Annotated in this window: 15 protein-coding genes; all 15 read right to left on the bottom strand. The window is 39.1% G+C overall.

Annotated features, from left to right (window positions below; all coding sequences use genetic code 11):
- Positions 1-397 precede the first annotated feature (397 nt).
- Complete coding sequence (locus ACIQYS_RS07450; protein ID WP_402976955.1) at positions 398-1,717, bottom strand: Na+/H+ antiporter family protein; 1,320 nt, start codon at positions 1,715-1,717, stop codon at positions 398-400.
- 123 nt (positions 1,718-1,840) lie between these two features.
- Positions 1,841-3,829 carry an FtsX-like permease family protein gene (locus tag ACIQYS_RS07445; protein ID WP_402976952.1) on the bottom strand — a complete coding sequence of 663 codons (1,989 nt, stop codon included), beginning with the start codon at positions 3,827-3,829 and terminating at the stop codon, positions 1,841-1,843.
- A complete protein-coding gene (locus tag ACIQYS_RS07440; protein ID WP_402976949.1) occupies positions 3,819-4,580 on the bottom strand; it encodes an ABC transporter ATP-binding protein in 762 nt (253 codons plus the stop codon). The genes ACIQYS_RS07445 and ACIQYS_RS07440 overlap by 11 nt, the downstream gene beginning before the upstream one ends.
- Positions 4,581-4,679: 99 nt before the next feature.
- On the bottom strand, positions 4,680-5,681 hold the full coding sequence (locus ACIQYS_RS07435) for a sensor histidine kinase (RefSeq protein ID WP_402976946.1): 1,002 nt from the start codon (positions 5,679-5,681) through the stop codon (positions 4,680-4,682).
- Positions 5,682-5,687: 6 nt separating this feature from the next.
- Positions 5,688-6,377 (bottom strand): response regulator transcription factor, encoded by a 690-nt coding sequence (locus ACIQYS_RS07430; RefSeq protein WP_402976943.1) that lies wholly within the window; start codon positions 6,375-6,377, stop codon positions 5,688-5,690.
- A gap of 537 nt (positions 6,378-6,914) precedes the next feature.
- Positions 6,915-8,102 carry an elongation factor Tu gene (tuf, locus tag ACIQYS_RS07425; RefSeq protein ID WP_402976940.1) on the bottom strand — a complete coding sequence of 396 codons (1,188 nt, stop codon included), beginning with the start codon at positions 8,100-8,102 and terminating at the stop codon, positions 6,915-6,917.
- 118 nt (positions 8,103-8,220) lie between these two features.
- A complete protein-coding gene (fusA, locus tag ACIQYS_RS07420) occupies positions 8,221-10,299 on the bottom strand; it encodes an elongation factor G (RefSeq protein ID WP_402976937.1) in 2,079 nt (692 codons plus the stop codon).
- Positions 10,300-10,349: 50 nt separating this feature from the next.
- The gene (rpsG, locus tag ACIQYS_RS07415; RefSeq protein ID WP_142538182.1) at positions 10,350-10,820 is read right to left on the bottom strand and encodes a 30S ribosomal protein S7; all 471 of its coding nucleotides are present in this window, start codon (positions 10,818-10,820) and stop codon (positions 10,350-10,352) included.
- 41 nt (positions 10,821-10,861) lie between these two features.
- Positions 10,862-11,281 carry a 30S ribosomal protein S12 gene (gene rpsL, locus ACIQYS_RS07410; RefSeq protein WP_093274835.1) on the bottom strand — a complete coding sequence of 140 codons (420 nt, stop codon included), beginning with the start codon at positions 11,279-11,281 and terminating at the stop codon, positions 10,862-10,864.
- Between the two features lie 98 nt (positions 11,282-11,379).
- The gene (locus ACIQYS_RS07405; protein WP_402976934.1) at positions 11,380-11,628 is read right to left on the bottom strand and encodes a ribosomal L7Ae/L30e/S12e/Gadd45 family protein; all 249 of its coding nucleotides are present in this window, start codon (positions 11,626-11,628) and stop codon (positions 11,380-11,382) included.
- A gap of 129 nt (positions 11,629-11,757) precedes the next feature.
- Positions 11,758-15,360, bottom strand: coding sequence for a DNA-directed RNA polymerase subunit beta' (gene rpoC / locus ACIQYS_RS07400; RefSeq protein WP_402976931.1), 3,603 nt, complete (start codon positions 15,358-15,360; stop codon positions 11,758-11,760).
- A 113-nt stretch (positions 15,361-15,473) separates the two neighbouring features.
- A complete protein-coding gene (gene rpoB / locus ACIQYS_RS07395) occupies positions 15,474-19,028 on the bottom strand; it encodes a DNA-directed RNA polymerase subunit beta (protein WP_402976928.1) in 3,555 nt (1,184 codons plus the stop codon).
- Between the two features lie 229 nt (positions 19,029-19,257).
- Entirely contained in the window at positions 19,258-19,860 is a 603-nt protein-coding gene (locus tag ACIQYS_RS07390) for a class I SAM-dependent methyltransferase (protein ID WP_402976924.1), read from the bottom strand.
- 77 nt (positions 19,861-19,937) lie between these two features.
- On the bottom strand, positions 19,938-20,300 hold the full coding sequence (rplL, locus tag ACIQYS_RS07385; RefSeq protein ID WP_144512652.1) for a 50S ribosomal protein L7/L12: 363 nt from the start codon (positions 20,298-20,300) through the stop codon (positions 19,938-19,940).
- 72 nt (positions 20,301-20,372) lie between these two features.
- Positions 20,373-20,873: a 50S ribosomal protein L10 gene (rplJ, locus tag ACIQYS_RS07380; RefSeq protein ID WP_402976916.1), complete on the bottom strand. Its 501-nt coding sequence runs from the start codon at positions 20,871-20,873 to the stop codon at positions 20,373-20,375.
- Between the last annotated feature and the right edge of the window lie 20 nt (positions 20,874-20,893).

Here is a 20,893-nt window from a genome sequence, read left to right as displayed (position 1 = left end):
TTTCCTCTTTGATTCTAATAAAACTTTTGGTTTATAAAGCGAGAAACTAATTGGTCAGCAAGCTCCTTTGATTTTCGCGGAAGGGCGGCGACTCCAGCGGAGGCCAACAGGATGTTGGTCACGAAGGCGTTGCCACACGATGTGGCGCTCTTAGCCTTCGTTCCTCTGGTGAGACAGATGAAACTTCACAACGCACGCGTAGCGTCGGTGAAGGTTCATCGCTCACCCCGCGGAAAGCGTCCGCCCTGCAGCGAAAATCATTGCGGACACTTTATTCAACTTACTAAGACGCAGTATCACTAATAAGCGATACATATTAGGAACCGGCTTTCGCGTAATGTAATAAAAGGATGACCTCGTTAAAGATCATCCTTTTCCTTCTATTAATATGTTTTGATTACGAAAAGAACATAATCGTAACCCATCCAAAAACAATCAGTGGAATATTAAATATAAAAAACGTTGGAACACAAGTATCTCGAATATGATTATGTTGACCATCTACATTTAATCCTGCTGTTGGGCCTAACGTAGAATCCGAAGCAGGAGAGCCAGCATCACCTAATGCACCCGCTGTTCCGATTAGCGTAATAATCGCGGCAGGACTTAAACCAAATTCTTGAGCAATCGGTACAAAAATAACTGCAATAATTGGAATCGTTGCAAACGAGGAACCAATACCCATATCAATGACCAATCCTATCAGTAACATGATGAGTACCGCAAGACCTTTATTGTCCCCCATTATAGAAGTAGAAGCAGTTACTAGCTTTTCCACATCACCTGAGTCTGTCACTACTGCTGCAAATCCGCTAGCAGCTATCATAACCAACCCTATGAACGCCATCATACGCATACCATCTGTTAATAACTGATCCGCTTCTCTCCACTTAAGCGCCCCTGTTATATATAATATAACAACTCCTGCTAGCGCTCCTAAAATCATGGATCCTGTAGGTATTTGTACAACAACAGCAGCTAAAAGCGCAATTATAGTAAAAACAACATTTTTCTTTTTAATTGTTACTTCTACCTCTGCTGCCTCATTCGTTTCTAGATCTTTATATTGGCGTGGTTTTCGGAACATGATAAACGCGATGATCAAACCTACGACCATCCCTATAGCCGGAATTAACATTGGTCCATATACATCTGATGTTGAAATCGCTTCTCCTGCGGCAGTTATCTGTTTAGCTACAATCTCTTGATAAATTAACCCAAAGCCAAATGGCAAACTCATATAAGGTGTTATTAATCCAAACGCTAAAATACACGCGATCAATCGACGATCGACATTCATTAAGTTTAATATTTTTAAAATTGGAGGGATTAATAACGGGATAAAAGCAATATGAATTGGTATTAAATTTTGGGAGAAAATAGCCATCAACAGTAGAACAAAGAAAACTAATGCTTTTGCTAGACCAACTTTTTGTGTATCTCCATTGCGTTTTACTAATTTCAAAATTGTCATAACTAGTAACTCAGGAATTCCTGTTTTAGAGATGGCGATTGCAAAACCACCTAACATCCCATAACTTAAAGCAATTGCTGCACCATCACCTAATCCATCTGTAAATGAATCAATCGTCTCTGTAATAGATAAACCAGCTGTAAGACCACCTACAATTGCACCTATTGTCAACGAGAATACAACATTTATTCGAAGTAAACTCAAAACTAACATAACTATTACCGCTATTAAAACAGCATTCATATAAACACTCACTTTCACACACTAGATTACTAATATGAGAAAGTTTATATGTTATGAGTCTTAATGTCAATGGAAAAATGCCCCTTTGCTTTCCAAACAAAGAGGCATTTCCCTTATTAATCATTACAATGATTCATTTACAACTTTTCGATAGTAACCAATAGAGAGAAATGCAAAGATCGAATATAAAATCACATAAATACCCATCGTGATTAGTAAAGGCGCTACTAGTTCTGTACCAAATAGCATCCATCCAGATTTTACAGCGAAGTAACTATGTGCTAAACCTATAACTAAAGGAACGCCGAAGTTAAACAACTGCTTTTTATAAATTCCTTTCATCAGCTCATTAGTAGTGAAACCAATTTTCCTAAGCACTGTATAGGAAGCTTTCTCTTCTTCCGCTTCCGTCATTTGTTTAAAGTATAAGATACTACCAGTAGTCATTAAAAACGCTAAGCCTAAGAAGCCTGTTACAAAGATAATTAGTCCAAATATATCTAGCATCGACAATCTATATTCTTCTTTAGAATCCATGTTCACGCTGATAATTACACCATCATCTTTTGTAACTTCAAAATGACCATTATTTGTTGTTTCCTCGTATATCGCTTGAACCTCTTTTAGCTGCGCCTTATCTGCTAAATCGATACCAACTTGTTTTTCCCATGTCGTTTGTTGTTTGATCTTAGCGTCAGCTGTAAGTTTTTCAAATTGATCATCCGTTACAACTATTGTCATGCCGGCACCTGTTAGGTAATACGCAAGTAATGAATCCGATTTGATTTCTTTAATTGTAATAGCTTCTTCTCCATCCGATGTTGTTAGCTGTACCGGATTATTTTCCTTCAGTTCCACTATTTCTGACATCATACTGCTATAGCCAGTGATATACCCTTCCCCTGCTTTTAACGAAAGCTCTGGGATTACCTGTTGTGCATCACTAAGCTTTGAGATTGTCATGGGTCCTTTAGTTATCATACTTATCCCGGCCGGCATGTCACTAGCATATAAATCCGTGGTATTGACTTCCACATCCAACAATTCAATATCCGTTTGTGTAAATTCTATTTTTTCCTCATTTAATCTCTCTATAAATGCCTTGCCTTGGTCATTCATGACAATATAATCAAACGGTATGCTCTGTTTTGCCGATGAACCTGCTGAGTAATACGAGATATACGACAAACAAAGAATTCCTAATGCTGTAGCGGATATCACTGTAATTACAGTTAACGACATAGCATTCGATTTCATTCGATGCATAATTGGCGATAGCGACAATACATCCTGAATAGACAAATGTCCTTTTTTCTGTGTTCGAATTAAATTCAATAAGAATGCTACTGAAAATCGAAAAACAAAAAATGTTCCTCCAATTGTTGAACCTAAAATAGCGAGCATTTTGTATAGAAGCATATTAGGATTATTACTATCTAGTTCGAATAAAGTAGTAGACAAATAATACCCATAACCGATTAATAAAAGGCCTATGAAGCCAAGTAACATTTGAAACCTATTAAATTTCTTCACTTTTACATCGGATGTTGCGTTTGCCGTAAACAACGCAAGTAATGAGACTCGTCGGATACCAATTGCTGTCTGGATCAACACTACAATCAATAACACCAGAAACACGAAAATTGTCATTTGCAGAGCTTCAACTGAAAATACTAACTGAACCAACACATCTTTTTCTAGAATGCGCAGTAAAACCATCGCGAAAATTCTAGAAGTTAAAAATCCTAGTCCTACACCTAACGCAAGTGCACTAACCCATAGAATCGTATTCTCTAACACTAATAGCCTTGTCACAAGCCCTTTAGACATCCCTATTAGCTGGTAGAGCCCAATTTCTTTACTTCTTCTTTTCATAAACAAAAGATTGGCATACAGAACAAAGAACACTACTACAAATAACAATATATACGATGCGGCCTTCAACCCAGCGGTAACCTTTACCCCTTGAGATACATCCACTATACTAGGATTGTATTGCAAAGTAACAAAAGAAAAGTAAAGTGTCACACTGAATATAAGTGCAAAGAAATATAAATAATAGTGCTTAATATTTTTCTTCATGCTTCGGAAAACCAATTGACTAAGCGTCATAGCCATCACCGCCAAGTACACTTTGCGTACTCATAATCTCTTGGTAAAATCGCATCCGGTCTTTCTCGCCTTTATATAGTTCCGTATATAATTGCCCATCCTTTAGAAATAACACGCGTGAACAGAAACTTGCGGCAACCGCATCATGAGTGACCATCATAATCGTCACTTTTTTATCAAGATTAATTTTCTCTAGATTACTGAGCAGTGCAGTAGCTGCTTTAGAATCTAGAGCCCCTGTTGGCTCATCAGCAAAGACTACAGTGGGATTACTGATCAAAGCACGTGCTGCGGATGTTCTTTGCTTTTGTCCTCCAGATATTTCGTTTGGATATTTATTCGCGAGATCACCAATTCCTAATGTTTTAGCAAGGTCTTGAAAACGTGCTTCCGCTTCTTTTTTGGAAATATTACTAATGGAAAGTGGTAATAATATATTTTCCTTCACTGTCAATGTATCTAACAGATTATAGTCTTGAAAGATAAACCCTAATTGTTCACGACGGAAATTAGAAAGCTCCCTTTCTTTCATCGTACGTAAATTATGACCACTTATTTCAATAACGCCTTCTGTTACTTTATCAATAGATGCTAGTACATTTAGCAATGTTGTTTTTCCAGAACCCGATGGTCCCATAATCCCAACAAATTCCCCTTCCTGTACTTCCATATCTATCCCTTTCAATACTTCTTGTGCAGTTGACTTTTTCCCATAAACTTTTCTAATCTTACGTCCGCTTAAAATAGTCATGCATGTACCTCCTACATCGTATTAACTCTAGTGTAAGGCTTTTTGTTTTGTTAATCGTTCGATTTACATGACAAACGAATAAAGTAGGTGACAATTTTGTCACCTACTAGCTATTCTACTCATTTCGTTTTTTAGAGGGAATCGTAATGAAAACGCAGAGCCTTCACCAATTTTAGAATCCACATCTATTCGTATCCCCAATTTATCTGCTGCATTTTTTGCTAAATATAGGCCCATTCCAGTGGAAGCAACCGTATTCCTTCCCATTGTACCAGTAAATGACTTTTCAAAAATACGAGGTAGGTCTGCCTTCGTTATCCCACTTCCAAAGTCTTTTACAGTCAAAACGGTATGACCTGCTTCGTCTTTTCTAGAAAAAATGTGAATTTCCTTATCTGCATCGCTGTACTTAACTGCATTCGATAATACTTGCCTGAGGATAAATGCTAACCATTTTTGGTCAGTCAGCACTTCTTCCTGCAGGAGGTCAATTTCAAAACCAATTCCTTTTTGCATGCACCATGCTTGCAGTTCTTTAATTTCTGTATATGTTATTTTTTGAAGTGGAACGTTCTCCACTAAGTAATCCTTTTCCAAGGAAGGTAATCTTGTATGATGGAGCTGCTGGTCTAATAATAAGTGAATTCTTAACCACTCGACCTCCAGTTTCTCCTGCAATGGCCGTTCCTGTACAGCATCGATAATAAGACGCATACCAGTCAAAGGAGTCTTCACTTCATGAATCCATGATAAAATGCGATCATTCTCTTCTAAATGCTGCACTTTTAACTGATTCAATTCCTCTGTATTTACTAATATCAATTCTTCCATAATACTCGTCATTTTCTTCTCAAAGCAGGACTCACCTTCTGGAAGGGAAGCTAACATTGCACTTTCTTTTAATGCTTTATAATAAGCTGTTTCTTTCCTATACCTCCACCAAATGAATAGAAGAAAGGCTATTATATCTACAAGGTTAATATAAAGAATAGAAACATCTTGAAATGCAATATCTAAAGTTAGTATGATGTTCAACCAAATTTGCAAGCCAACGAAAAAGAGAATCCACGCTCTTCTTTCTTTTATGTACGAGATGAACAATTAACTTTACCCCTCTTTCGTGATTGCCATATAGCCTAATCCTTTTTTCGTTACAATAACCTCTGTTAATCCAATTTCCTCTAGCTTTAATCGCAATCTATTTACATTTACAGATAAAGTATTATCATTTACAAATCGCTCATCATCCCAAAGTTCCCGCATTAATTCATCCCGGGAAACGATCGCATCCACAGATTTTAAGAGAATACGCAGTATAAAAAGCTCATTTTTAGTGAGTTCAATCGATTTTTCTAGCTTTCTCACTTCGCTTTTTGCGAAGTCAATGATTGCACCATTCCAATTACTAACGTCCAGTTTCTCTTCCTGATAATCATATGTTCTTCGCAATAATGCTTGCACCTTTGCAAGTAGCACATCCATATTGAATGGCTTTTGTACAAAGTCATCTGCACCCATCTGCATCGCCATAATCATATCCATTGGATGATCTCGGGAAGATAAGAAAATAATTGGCACTTTAGAAATATGACGAATTTCTCTACACCAATGAAAGCCATCATAAGACGGCAATTGTATATCAATAATGACTAATTGTGGCTTTTGCTCAATAAATACATGCATCACTTTTTGAAAGTCATTCGGTCGGATTACATCAAGCGACCATTGTAGAAATCGCTCTTTAATCATTTCAAATATCAGTTGATCGTCTTCAATTAATAAAATTTGTGCATTCATTAGACATCACCTCTTATAACCAGTTTACACTATTTTTAAGCACAAAAAAGTATAGTTCACAATATAGGGATACTGCGTCTTACGGATAGAATCTTCGGGTTTGTCGTGTTGAGCGGTCTTTTTATCACGCTCGGGGTAGTCTGTGTCGTGCTCGAAGGCTAGTTTGTTGCGTTCGTAGTGGATTTTGTCTAGTTCAACCATATACTGTATGAGTTGAAGCTGATTAGCTAGCAATTTTCTTTGATTTTCGCTGCAGGCGGGGACTCCAGCGGATGAGTGGGCAAATGAGACATCACAACGTACGCGCAAGCGGCGGTGATGGCTCATCGCTCACCCGGCGGAAAGCGTCCGACTGCAGTGAAAATCGCAGCGGTCACCGAAAAAGCTATTTCCGACGCATTATCCCTATATTACGTTCAATTACGTACTATTTAAAAGTGGAATGCTCTATATTTATGGTATAAAATTAAAAAATTCCTAAGCACAAAAAAATCCATCTCGTCGTCACGAGATGGATTCTAAAAATTATATCATTAATTACTTAGTGATAGTAGCAACTACACCAGCGCCTACAGTACGTCCACCCTCACGGATAGAGAATTTAGTACCTTCTTCAAGAGCGATTGGAGAGATTAGAGAAACAGTCATTTCGATGTTGTCTCCAGGCATAACCATTTCTACGCCTTCTGGTAAGTTACAAACGCCTGTTACGTCAGTTGTACGGAAGTAGAACTGTGGGCGGTAGTTAGAGAAGAATGGAGTATGACGTCCACCCTCTTCTTTTGAAAGAACATAAACTTCAGCTTTGAAGTCAGTGTGTGGAGTGATTGAGCCTGGTTTAGCTAATACTTGTCCACGTTGGATTTCTTCACGAGCTACCCCACGAAGAAGAGCACCGATGTTATCCCCAGCTTCAGCATAGTCAAGAAGTTTACGGAACATTTCTACTCCAGTTACAGTAGTAGATTTTGCTTCTTCAGTAATACCGATGATGTCTACAACGTCTCCTACTTTAACTTGTCCACGTTCAACACGTCCAGTAGCAACAGTACCACGACCAGTGATTGAGAATACGTCCTCAACTGGCATCATGAATGGTTTGTCAGTTTGACGTTCTGGAGTTGGGATATAGCTATCAACAGCGTCCATTAGTTCAACGATTTTTTCTTCCCATTCTGGTTCACCTTCAAGAGCTTTAAGAGCAGAACCTTTAATTACTGGAATATCGTCGCCTGGGAATTCATATTCTGAAAGAAGGTCACGAATTTCCATTTCAACTAATTCAAGAAGTTCTTCGTCGTCAACCATATCACATTTGTTCATGAATACAACTAGGTAAGGAACACCTACTTGACGTGAAAGAAGGATATGCTCACGAGTTTGTGGCATTGGACCATCAGCAGCAGATACTACTAAGATACCGCCGTCCATTTGAGCTGCACCTGTGATCATGTTTTTAACATAGTCAGCATGTCCTGGGCAGTCTACGTGTGCGTAGTGACGAGATGCTGTTTCATACTCAACGTGTGAAGTATTGATTGTAATACCGCGTTCTTTTTCTTCTGGTGCGTTATCGATATCAGCGTAAGATCTAGCTGTACCACCCATTTTTTTAGAAAGAACTGTTGCGATAGCAGCAGTTAAAGTTGTTTTACCATGGTCAACGTGTCCGATTGTACCAATATTAGCATGCGTTTTTGAACGGTCAAATTTTTCTTTAGCCATTAGAGAGATCCTCCTCAGTAATTGTATGATTTTTTTATGATAAAAGGTAGAGGGCGTACGTCCCCCTATCTTTTATACTCTATAAACTAGTTATACTTTAATTCAGGTGAAATATCAATTATTCACCTTTATGTTTTTTAATAATTTCTTCTGAAATTGATTTAGGAACATCTTCATAGTGATCAAATACCATAGAGAATACTCCGCGTCCTTGCGTATTAGAACGTAAAGACGTTGCATATCCGAACATTTCAGCAAGTGGAACCATTGCACGTACTACTTGTGCGTTACCACGAGCATCCATACCTTCAACACGACCACGACGAGACGTGATATCACCCATGATGTCTCCTAAATATTCTTCAGGAATAACAACTTCTACTTTCATGATTGGCTCAAGAAGTACTGGGTTTACTTTAGATACAGCATTTTTCAATGCCATAGATGCTGCAATTTTAAATGCCATCTCATTCGAGTCAACATCATGGTATGATCCGTCGAATAATCTAGCTTTAATATCGATTAATGGGAACCCTGCGATTACCCCGTTGTCAAGTGCGTCACGAAGACCCGCTTCAACAGCTGGAATATATTCACGTGGTACTACCCCACCAACGATTGCGTTTTCAAATTCAAAGCCTTTTCCTTCTTCGTTTGGAGAGAATTCAATCCAAACGTGTCCGAATTGACCACGTCCACCAGATTGGCGAACAAATTTACCTTCAACCTCAGCTGCAGAGCGGAAAGTTTCACGGTAAGATACTTGTGGAGCACCCACGTTAGCATCTACTTTAAACTCACGACGCATACGGTCTACTAAGATATCAAGGTGAAGTTCACCCATACCAGCGATAATTACTTGACCAGTTTCTTGGTCAGTATGCACGCGGAAAGTTGGATCTTCTTCAGAAAGTTTTTGTAAAGCTTGACCCATTTTATCTTGGTCTGCTTTTGTTTTTGGTTCAACAGATAGTGAAATAACTGGTTCTGGGAATTCCATAGATTCTAGAATTACTAGAGCTTTTTCATCACATAATGTATCACCAGTAGTTGTATCTTTTAAACCTACAGCCGCTGCAATATCTCCAGAGTGCACTTCTGAGATTTCTTCACGAGAGTTAGCATGCATTTGTAGAATACGTCCTACACGCTCACGCTTACCTTTTGTAGAGTTTTGTACATAAGAACCTGATTGTAATGTACCAGAATATACACGGAAGAATGTTAACTTACCAACATAAGGGTCTGTCATTACTTTGAACGCTAATGCTGAGAATGGTTCTGCGTCATCTGAATGACGTTCAACTTCTTCTTCAGTATCAGGGTCGATCCCTTTCATAGCAGGAATATCTAGTGGTGATGGAAGGTATGCAACAACTGCGTCCAAAACTTTTTGAACACCTTTGTTTTTAAATGCAGTACCACATACTACTGGATAGAATTCTACGTTTAAAGTACCTTTACGGATACCAGCAACTAATTCTTCGTTCGTAATTTCTTCTCCACCAAGATATTTTTCCATCAAATCTTCGTCAAGTTCAGCTACCGCTTCAACTAGTTTTTCACGGTATTCTTCAGCTTGCGCTTTGTATTCTTCAGGAATTTCTGTTTCTTGGATGTCTGTTCCTAAGTCATTACCATACATAGTAGCTTTCATCGTTACTAAGTCAATAATTCCACTGAACTGATCCTCAGCACCAATTGGTAACTGAATTGGATGAGCATTAGCTTGTAAACGGTCATGAAGTGTTCCTACAGAATACAAGAAATCCGCGCCCGTTTTATCCATTTTGTTAACGAAAACAATACGTGGTACGCCATAAGTTGTAGCTTGACGCCATACTGTTTCAGTTTGTGGTTCAACTCCAGATTGTGCATCTAGTACTGTAACCGCACCATCAAGTACACGTAGTGAACGTTCAACTTCAACTGTGAAGTCTACGTGTCCTGGTGTGTCGATGATATTTACGCGGTGGTTATCCCAAGAAGCAGTTGTTGCAGCAGAAGTGATTGTAATACCACGTTCTTGCTCTTGCTCCATCCAGTCCATTTGTGATGCACCTTCATGAGTTTCCCCAATCTTGTGGATTTTACCAGTGTAATAAAGAATACGCTCCGTAGTAGTCGTTTTACCAGCATCGATGTGAGCCATGATCCCGATATTACGTGTTTTTTCTAAGGAGAACTCTCTAGCCATATTGTATTTCTCCTTCCAATTTCGGATTAGGTATCATTTTAAAGAAGATCTTACCAACGATAGTGTGCGAATGCTTTGTTAGCTTCAGCCATTTTGTGCATATCTTCACGTTTCTTAACAGAAGCACCAGTATTGTTAGATGCGTCAAGAATTTCGTTAGCTAAACGCTCTTCCATTGTTTTTTCTCCACGAAGACGTGAATAGTTAACTAGGTAGCGAAGACCTAAAGTTGAACGGCGATCAGGACGTACTTCAACCGGTACTTGGTAGTTTGCACCACCAACACGACGAGCACGAACTTCTAGAACTGGCATTACATTGTTTAATGCAGCTTCGAATACTTCTAATGCATCTTTACCAGAACGTTCTTTTACAAGATCAAACGCTCCGTATAGAATTTTTTGAGAAGTACCTCTTTTACCATCAACCATCATTTTATTGATTAAACGAGTTACTAGTTTTGAATTATAAATTGGATCTGGTAACACGTCACGTTTGGAAACAGGACCTTTACGAGGCATGTGTTTTCCTCCTTTCGACGAATGTCAAATTATTGATTAAATTATTTTTTTTCTTTAGGGCGTTTTGCACCGTAAAGTGAACGGCTTTGCATACGACCATTAACTGCAGCAGTATCAAGAGCACCACGTACGATATGATAACGTACCCCTGGTAAGTCTTTTACACGTCCGCCGCGAAGAAGAACAACACTGTGTTCTTGAAGGTTGTGGCCTTCACCCGGAATATATGCGTTTACCTCTAACGTATTCGTTAAACGTACACGTGCATATTTACGAAGTGCTGAGTTTGGTTTTTTCGGCGTCATAGTACCAACACGAGTACAAACCCCACGCTTTTGAGGTGAGTTAAGATTCGTAGCTGATTTTTTAAAGCTGTTGTAGCCTTTTCCTAACGCTGGTGATTTAGATTTCGTGCTTTTGGATTGACGAGGCTTACGGACCAATTGGTTAACTGTAGGCATCGATTACTCCTCCCTTCATTTTATCTTGTTAATACCACACATCCAGGTGGTTCATTTTTTGGGTAAAAACAAAGCTTTTGTGTTTTACACAAAAACTGTTACACAGTAATAGCTACTACCGACGCGCTTACGCGCATTCCACAAGCTTTACCAAGATCTACTTTAGACTCAACATAGTGAATAAATACATTGTTTTCTTCTGCTGTTAGTCGTGCTAGTTCAATGATTTTTTCTTCTACATCAAGCGCAATATAAACTTCTTTGACAAGCCCTTTTTTCATTGCTTTTACTGCTTGCTTTGTACCAATGATTGTTTTTTTCGCTTGCTTTACTTTTTCATAAGACATTTTCATATCCTCCAAAGCTACAAGTCCGATAACTATCAACCTTAAGTATATTATCATTTCTTGAAAAAAGTGTCAACACTTATCATGAAAATTATTAGGGAGAAAATGTTCTCCCTAATAATGATTTCCTTACTCAGCGTTTACTGCTTGTTTTTCCGCATCTGCTTCGTTAGGTGAAATTTGAATTTGACGATAACGTTGCATTCCTGTACCAGCAGGAACTAATTTGCCGATAATTACATTCTCTTTCAATCCTAACAATTCATCACGTTTTCCTTTAATCGCTGCGTCAGTTAAGACACGAGTCGTTTCTTGGAAGGATGCAGCAGATAAGAACGATTCTGTTTCAAGAGAGGCTTTTGTAATACCAAGGATTACTGGGCGACAAGTTGCAGGAATTTTACCTTGTAAAACAGCATCTTTGTTCGCTTCAGCAAATTGGTGGATATCAAGCAATGAACCTGGAAGTAGGTCCGTTTCGCCCGCTTCAATAATTCGGACTTTACGAAGCATTTGGCGTACCATTACTTCGATATGCTTATCCCCAATTTCTACCCCTTGCATACGATAAACTTTTTGTACTTCTTTTAACAAGTACTCTTGAACAGTCGAAACGTCTTTTACTTTTAACAATTCTTTCGGATCTACAGAACCCTCTGTTAATACTTGACCACGATTAACAACATCGTTTAAATGAACTTTTAAACGTGCATTATATGGTGCTAAGTATTTACGTGTTTCTACAGTACCTTGAATAGTGATTTCTTTTTGGCCTTCTCTTATTTCATCAATTTCCGTAACAATACCTGTAATTTCTGAGATAACAGCTTGCCCTTTTGGATTACGTGCTTCGAAGATTTCTTGGATACGCGGAAGACCTTGTGTAATATCGTCTCCTGCAACCCCACCTGTATGGAATGTACGCATCGTTAACTGTGTACCTGGTTCTCCGATCGATTGAGCAGCAATGATACCAACTGCTTCCCCAACTTCAACCGTATCGCCAGTTGCTAAGTTTAGACCGTAACATTTCTTACAAACACCATGTTTTGTATTACATGTGAATGCAGAACGAATTGTCAGCTCTTCGATACCTGCTTCTTCAATAACACGAGCAACGTCTTGTGTAATTAGTCCGTCTTTTTCTAAGATGACTTCATTTGTAGTAGGATGGAAAATTGTTTTCTTCGTATGGCGACCAACAATACGTTCACCAAACTCTTCAATCACTTCCGTGCCTTCCATAAGTGAGCCAATCAGTAAGCCACGGTCTGTTCCACAATCGTCTTCCCGAACAATTACATCTTGCGCAACATCTACTAGACGACGAGTTAAGTAACCTGAATCGGCTGTTTTAAGTGCTGTATCGGCAAGACCTTTACGAGCACCATGTGTAGAAATGAAGTACTCGAGTACAGTTAACCCTTCACGGAAAGATGACTTGATCGGAAGTTCGATAATTCGTCCTGCCGGGTTGGCCATAAGTCCACGCATACCTGCAAGTTGAGTAAAGTTAGATGCGTTACCACGGGCACCAGAGTCACTCATCATGAAGATTGGGTTCATGTTATCAAGGGTTTTCATCAGCTTATCTTGAATTACTTCTTTCGCTTTACTCCAATGTCCGATTACGCTCGCATAACGCTCATCTTCCGTTATTAAACCACGGCGGAATTGTTTCATTACTTTATCTACTTTACCTTGTGCCTCTTCTAGAATTTCACCTTTATCAGGAAGTACGACGATATCCGAGATACCAATTGTAATACCTGCTTTAGTAGAATATTTAAATCCAAGTGCCTTCATGCGGTCAAGCATTTTAGAAGTTTCCGTTATGTGGAAATTCTTAAATACCTCTGCAATGATATTTCCAAGAATTTTTTTCTTGAAAGGCTGTACAAGATCCATAGATTCAATATGCTTTTTCACATCTGTCGTTGTAGAGACAAAATATTTTTCAGGAGTTTCAATTTGTAAGTTGAAATCCGTTGGTTCATTAATATACGGGAACGTTTCTGGTAGTATTTCATTGAAAATTACTTTACCTACAGTTGTTAACAATAACATCTTGTTTTGTTCTTCCGTAAATGTTTGGTTATTTAAGGAACCTGCTGCAATCGCGATACGCGTATGCAAATGAACATGCCCCGTATTGTAAGCAATTAGCACTTCTTCTGGACCGTAGAACGTAGTACCTTCTCCTGTTGCCCCTTTACGTTCAAGCGTTAAGTAATAGTTTCCTAAAACCATATCTTGGGAAGGTGTAACAACTGGTTTTCCGTCTTTCGGGTTTAGAATGTTTTGTGCTGCAAGCATTAATAGACGCGCTTCTGCTTGTGCTTCTGCAGATAGAGGAACGTGAACGGCCATTTGGTCACCATCGAAGTCAGCGTTATAAGCTGTACATACTAATGGATGAAGACGAATTGCACGACCTTCTACTAATGTCGGTTCGAATGCTTGGATACCTAGGCGGTGAAGAGTAGGTGCGCGGTTTAATAAAACCGGATGCTCCTTAATAACCTCTTCTAGTACATCCCAAACTTCTGCGTGCATACGTTCAATTTTACGTTTCGCACTCTTAATGTTATGAGCTAACCCACGTTCAACAAGTTCTTTCATCACAAATGGTTTGAATAACTCAATGGCCATTTCTTTTGGAAGTCCACATTGATACATTTTTAAGTTTGGTCCTACTACGATAACGGAACGACCAGAATAGTCTACACGTTTACCAAGTAAGTTTTGACGGAAACGCCCTTGTTTCCCTTTCAGCATATGGGATAGTGATTTTAATGGACGGTTACCTGGACCAGTAACTGGGCGGCCACGACGACCATTATCAATCAAAGCATCAACCGCTTCTTGTAACATACGTTTTTCATTTTGAACAATAATGCTAGGAGCACCAAGGTCTAATAAACGTTTTAAACGGTTGTTACGGTTAATAACACGACGATACAAATCATTTAGATCGGAAGTAGCAAAACGGCCTCCGTCTAGTTGAACCATTGGGCGTAATTCTGGTGGGATTACCGGAAGTACATCTAAAATCATCCAGTCAGGTTTGTTTCCTGAGTTACGGAATGATTCAACTACTTCTAAACGTTTAATCGCACGTGTACGACGTTGTCCTTGTGCTGTTTTTAACTCTTCTTTTAAGCTTTCTGTTTCACTTTCTAAATCAATTTCTTGAAGTAGACGTTTTATAGCTTCCGCACCCATAGCAGCTTGGAACTTAGTACCAAATTTATCACGGTATGCACGGTATTCTTTTTCAGAAAGTAATTGTTTCTTTTCAAGTGGTGTATCTGCTGGCTCGATAACTACATAAGAAGCAAAATAAATTACTTCTTCGAGTGATCTAGGAGACATATCCAAAAGTAGACCCATACGACTTGGAATACCTTTGAAATACCAAATATGTGATACTGGTGCAGCTAATTCGATATGACCCATACGTTCACGACGAACTTTCGCACGTGTAACTTCTACTCCACATCGATCACAAACGACACCTTTATATCGAACACGTTTGTATTTACCACAGTGACATTCCCAGTCTTTTGTAGGACCGAAAATACGCTCACAGAATAAACCATCTTTTTCTGGTTTTAATGTACGATAGTTAATCGTTTCTGGTTTTTTTACTTCTCCATAAGACCATGAACGGATTTTATCAGGTGAAGCTAAACCTATTTTCATATACTCAAAATTATTAACGTCTATCAAGGAGCCTACCTCCCTTTAGTCTTGTGTCTTTTAAAAAGACTTTCCAAGTAGCTCTGCATTATGCAATTTTATACGGAAATTCGGACAGGTATCACCTGTCCGATTTTTATTTTTTATTCCACAGTTCCGACTGGTTCCTCTTCATTCGCTTGTGGCAAAATTCCAAGGGCATCCGCTGCTGGGATATCGTCATCTTCATCTAAATCACGAAGTTCAATTTCTTCTTCGTCAATTGTTAACATTTTAACGTCCATACCTAAACTTTGTAATTCCTTGATCAATACTTTGAATGATTCCGGAACACCAGGTTCTGGTACGCTTTCTCCTTTAACGATTGCTTCGTACGTTTTTACACGTCCCACAACGTCATCGGATTTAACAGTTAAAATTTCTTGTAATGTATAAGCCGCACCGTATGCTTCTAGTGCCCATACTTCCATCTCTCCGAAACGTTGTCCACCAAATTGCGCTTTCCCTCCAAGAGGCTGTTGCGTAACGAGTGAGTAAGGTCCAGTTGAGCGAGCATGTAACTTATCATCTACCATGTGGGCAAGTTTAATCATATACATAACCCCAACAGAAACGCGGTTATCGAATGGTTCACCTGAACGCCCATCATATAAAGTGGTTTTACCATCTCGGTTTAGACCTGCTTCTTCCATTGTGGTCCACACATCTTCTTCGTTGGCACCATCAAATACTGGTGATGCCATATGAACTCCAAGCAACCTAGAAGCCATACCTAAGTGTAGCTCTAATACTTGCCCAATGTTCATACGTGATGGTACACCAAGTGGGTTTAACATGATGTCAACTGGTGTGCCGTCTGGGAGGAATGGCATATCTTCTTCTGGAAGAATTCGTGAGATAACCCCTTTGTTACCGTGACGTCCGGCCATTTTATCCCCAACGGAGATTTTACGTTTTTGAACGATATAAGCACGAACTAATTGGTTAACACCTGGAGATAATTCATCGCCATCTTCGCGATTAAAGACTTTTACATCTAATACAATCCCACCAGCACCATGAGGCACACGTAGTGATGTATCACGAACTTCACGTGCTTTTTCACCAAAAATTGCATGTAGTAGACGTTCTTCAGCAGTAAGTTCTGTAACTCCCTTAGGTGTTACTTTACCAACTAAAATATCGCCATCACGTACTTCTGCACCTACTCGGATAATCCCGCGATCGTCTAAGTTGCGTAGTGCATCTTCTCCGACGTTTGGAATGTCTCTTGTGATTTCTTCTGGCCCAAGTTTCGTGTCTCGTGATTCTGACTCGTATTCTTCAATATGCACAGAAGTATATACATCATCTTTCACAAGGCGTTCGCTCATAATGACAGCATCCTCGTAGTTGTACCCATCCCATGTCATGAAGGCCACTAGCACGTTACGCCCTAGAGCAAGCTCTCCTTGTTCCATAGATGGCCCATCTGCAAGAATATCAAGTGGTTTTACTCGATCTCCAATTTTAACAATTGGACGTTGGTTTATAGATGTTCCGTGGTTAGATCGTTCGAATTTATGGATTTTATAAGAAGTTAAATCACCTTTCACTTCTTTTCCATCTACCTCTTCGATACGTCGCACACGAATTTCTTTCGCTTCTACATGCTCTACGATTCCGTGATACTTCGCAATAACAGCAGCTCCAGAATCACGTGCATTTACATGTTCCATACCAGTTCCAACAAACGGAGCTTCCGGATTTAATAGTGGAACAGCTTGACGTTGCATGTTCGCTCCCATTAATGCACGGTTCGAGTCATCATTTTCTAAGAATGGGATACATGCCGTTGCTGCAGAAACAACTTGTTTTGGTGAAACGTCCATGTAATCTACTTGTTCTTTTCTAAATACCGTATTATCTCCTCGGAAACGACCTACTACTTCGTCGTTTAAAAACGCACCTTCATCTGATAATGGAGAGTTTGCTTGTGCTACGACGTAGTTATCCTCTTCATCGGCAGTTAAATAGTCAATGCGCATCGTTACTAAGCCTGTTTCTGGGTCAACTCGGCGATACGGTGTTTCAATAAATCCAAATTTATTCACTTTGGCAAAGCTTGAAAGTGAGTTAATAAGTCCAATGTTCGGACCCTCTGGTGTTTCGATTGGACACATACGACCATAGTGAGAATAGTGAACGTCACGTACTTCAAAACCAGCACGCTCACGTGTTAAACCACCGGGTCCAAGCGCTGACAGACGACGTTTGTGCGTAAGTTCAGCAAGTGGGTTTGTTTGGTCCATGAATTGAGATAATTGCGAGCTACCAAAGAATTCTTTAATAGATGCAATAACTGGTCGAATATTAATCAATTGTTGAGGTACGATTGATTGTGTGTCGTTAATAGACATACGTTCACGCACCACACGCTCCATACGAGAAAGCCCAATACGGAATTGGTTTTGTAGTAATTCTCCAACTGAACGTAAACGACGGTTACCAAGATGATCAATATCATCTGTGTTTCCAACATTAAATAATAAGTTAAAGAAATAACCAATAGAAGAAACAATATCAGCAGGCGTAATGTTTTTCACTTCGTTTTCCACATACGCATTGCTAATTACATTAATTTCTTTTTGTTCTTCATCATTTGGTGCAAATATTTTAATCGACTGAATCGTAATGTCATCTTCTAAAACACCACCAACTTGGGATAATGTTTTGAAGCCAATTCCATTTTCCAAATGAGGAATCAGTTTATCTAGTACACGACGATCAATAAGTGTACCAGCTTCTACTAATATCTCACCCGTTTCTGGATCGACTAACGTTTCTGCAACTGTTTGATTGAACAAGCGATTTTTTATATGCAGTTTTTTATTCATTTTGTAACGACCAACATTTGCTAGATCATAGCGTTTTGGGTCAAAAAAGCGAGAGTATAATAAGCTCTTTGCACTTTCAACTGTTGGTGGTTCACCAGGGCGCAAACGCTCATAGATTTCCAGTAACGCTTTTTCAGACGTTTCCGTGTTATCTTTTTCAAGCGTATTACGTAAATATTCATTGTCACCGATTAAATCGATGATTTCTTGATCGGATCCAAAGCCTAATGCGCGAAGTAAAACAGTCACTGGTAATTTACGTGTGCGATCGATACGGACGTACACTACGTCTTTTGCATCAATTTCATATTCTAGCCATGCACCGCGGTTTGGGATTACAGTTGCCCCGAAACCTTTTTTACCGTTTTTGTCTGTTTTGTCATGGAAGTAAACACTTGGTGAACGGACTAACTGAGATACGATAACGCGCTCAGCACCATTAATTACGAAAGTACCTGTTTCTGTCATCAGTGGGAAGTCACCCATAAAGACGTCTTGTTCTTTCACTTCGTCCGTTTCTTTGTTGTGGAGACGCACTTTTACGCGCAGTGGTGCCGCATATGTTGCGTCACGTTCTTTCGATTCGTCGACGGAATATTTCGGTTCGTTTAAACTATAGTCGACAAATTCAAGTGATAGATTGCCTGTAAAGTCCTCGATTGGTGAAATATCTTTAAACATTTCACGTAAACCTTCTTCAAGGAACCATTCGTAAGATGCTGTTTGAATTTCGATTAGATTCGGAAGTTCTAGCACCTCACTAATACGCGCAAAACTTCTGCGCTGGCGGTGTTGTCCGTACTGAACTAGTTGACCTGTCAACTCATTCACCCCTCAATAAAGCGATAATAGGTCTTTTCGATAGATACATTTTGGTGTATGATATCGAAAGACAAAAAGAAAACGAGTTCTTAATAAGAGCTCATTTTTCGATTAACCAAACTTTTTCTCGGCCAGTATACCCATTTTTAATAAATTTTATTCAAAAGGGCATACGTCCTCAAAATAATATTTTTGCATTTTATTATAATATCATAGCGATTTTGTCAAGTCAATCTTTTGTAGCTTTTATAATCCAGTAGCCTTTTGCTTTATCTACAACTTCCACTTGACCAAAAATCTCTTCTAAATAGCTAAAAGTAGATGGTGCCCCTTGTTTCTTTTGAATCACAACCCACAATTCTCCCTTTGAAACCAACTTCTCATAGGACTCTTTGTAAAAACGAAAAATAGTTTCTTTTCCAGCGCGAATCGGTGGATTAGTTATAATAGCCGCAAAGTTTGCAGTAGTAACTGCTGACAACCCATCACTTTCATAGATTCGTACATTTTGTATCCCGTTAGCAGCAGCATTTTTTTCTGCAAGTTGGATTGCACGTGTGTTTACATCTACTAAATGAACTGTTCTTTCTTCATTTGCTTTTGCAATGGAAAGACCTATCGGCCCATATCCACACCCTACATCTAAAAAGTCGCCTTCTTGATCAGGCACTTCAAAAGCATCGATTAATACACGGGAGCCAAAATCTACTTCGCTCTTACTAAATACACCAGCATCTGTTTCAAATCGAAAATTATGACCGAGCAATGTAAAATTCCAATGACGTGGTTTACTTTCCGTTTGAGGTTTTCTAGAATAATAATGATCAGACACCGAATAACCCTCCACAATACATACGAAGAAAAGCCCGTCGTTTACTGACGAGCTTTTTTCTTCATGCTGTACAAAAATTACTTAACTTCTACGCCTGCGCCAACTTCTTCAAGTTGAGCTTTGAAAGCTTCTGCTTCATCTTTAGAAACGCCTTCTTTAAGTGGTTTTGGAGCGTTGTCAACTAATTCTTTAGCTTCTTTCAAACCAAGACCAGTGATTTCACGAACTACTTTGATTACTTTGATTTTTTGATCGCCTGCAGATGCAAGGATTACGTCAAAATCAGTTTTTTCTTCAGCTGCAGCAGCACCGCCACCTGCAACTACTGCTACTGGAGCAGCTGCTGTTACACCGAATTCTTCTTCAATTGCTTTTACTAAGTCGTTTAATTCAAGAACTGTCATTGATTTGATAGCTTCTAAGATTTGCTCGTTGTTCATTATAATTTCCTCCTATAATTGGATAATTTTTAGGCTGTTCGCCGTTTTTTTCTTCTTACGCCGCGTAATGAATTATGCGCCTTGTTCTTCTTTTTGTTCTGCAACAGCTTTTGTTGCAAGCGCAAAGTTGCGCATTGGAGCTTGAAGTACTGAAAGAAGCATAGAAAGAAGTCCTTCGCGTGATGGAAGTTCTGCTAATGCCTTCACTTCTTCAGCAGATGCTACTGCTCCTTCGATAATACCAGCTTTGATTTCAAGCTGTTCGTTCTTTTTAGCAAAATCATTAATGATTTTTGCAGGTGCTATTACATCTTCGTTAGAAAATGCAACTGCGTTTGGACCAACAAGATGTTCATTAATCCCGTCAACTCCAACTACTTCCGTAGCACGGCGTGTAAGTGAGTTTTTGTAAACTTTGAATTCCACACCAGCTTCGCGAAGTTGTTTACGTAATTCTGTTACTTGCGCAACGTTTAAACCACGGTAATCAACTACTACTACAGAAGCGGCAGCTTTAAACTTTTCTGCAATATCTTGAACTTGCACTTTTTTTGTTTCAATTGCTTTGCTCATCTTGGCACCTCCTATAAGAA

Origin of the sequence: Psychrobacillus sp. NPDC096426 (assembly GCF_044762745.1) — a bacterium.
Classification (GTDB): domain Bacteria; phylum Bacillota; class Bacilli; order Bacillales_A; family Planococcaceae; genus Psychrobacillus.
Note: the sequence above shows the minus strand (reverse complement) of the source record. Positions and strands in the feature narration are given on the sequence as shown.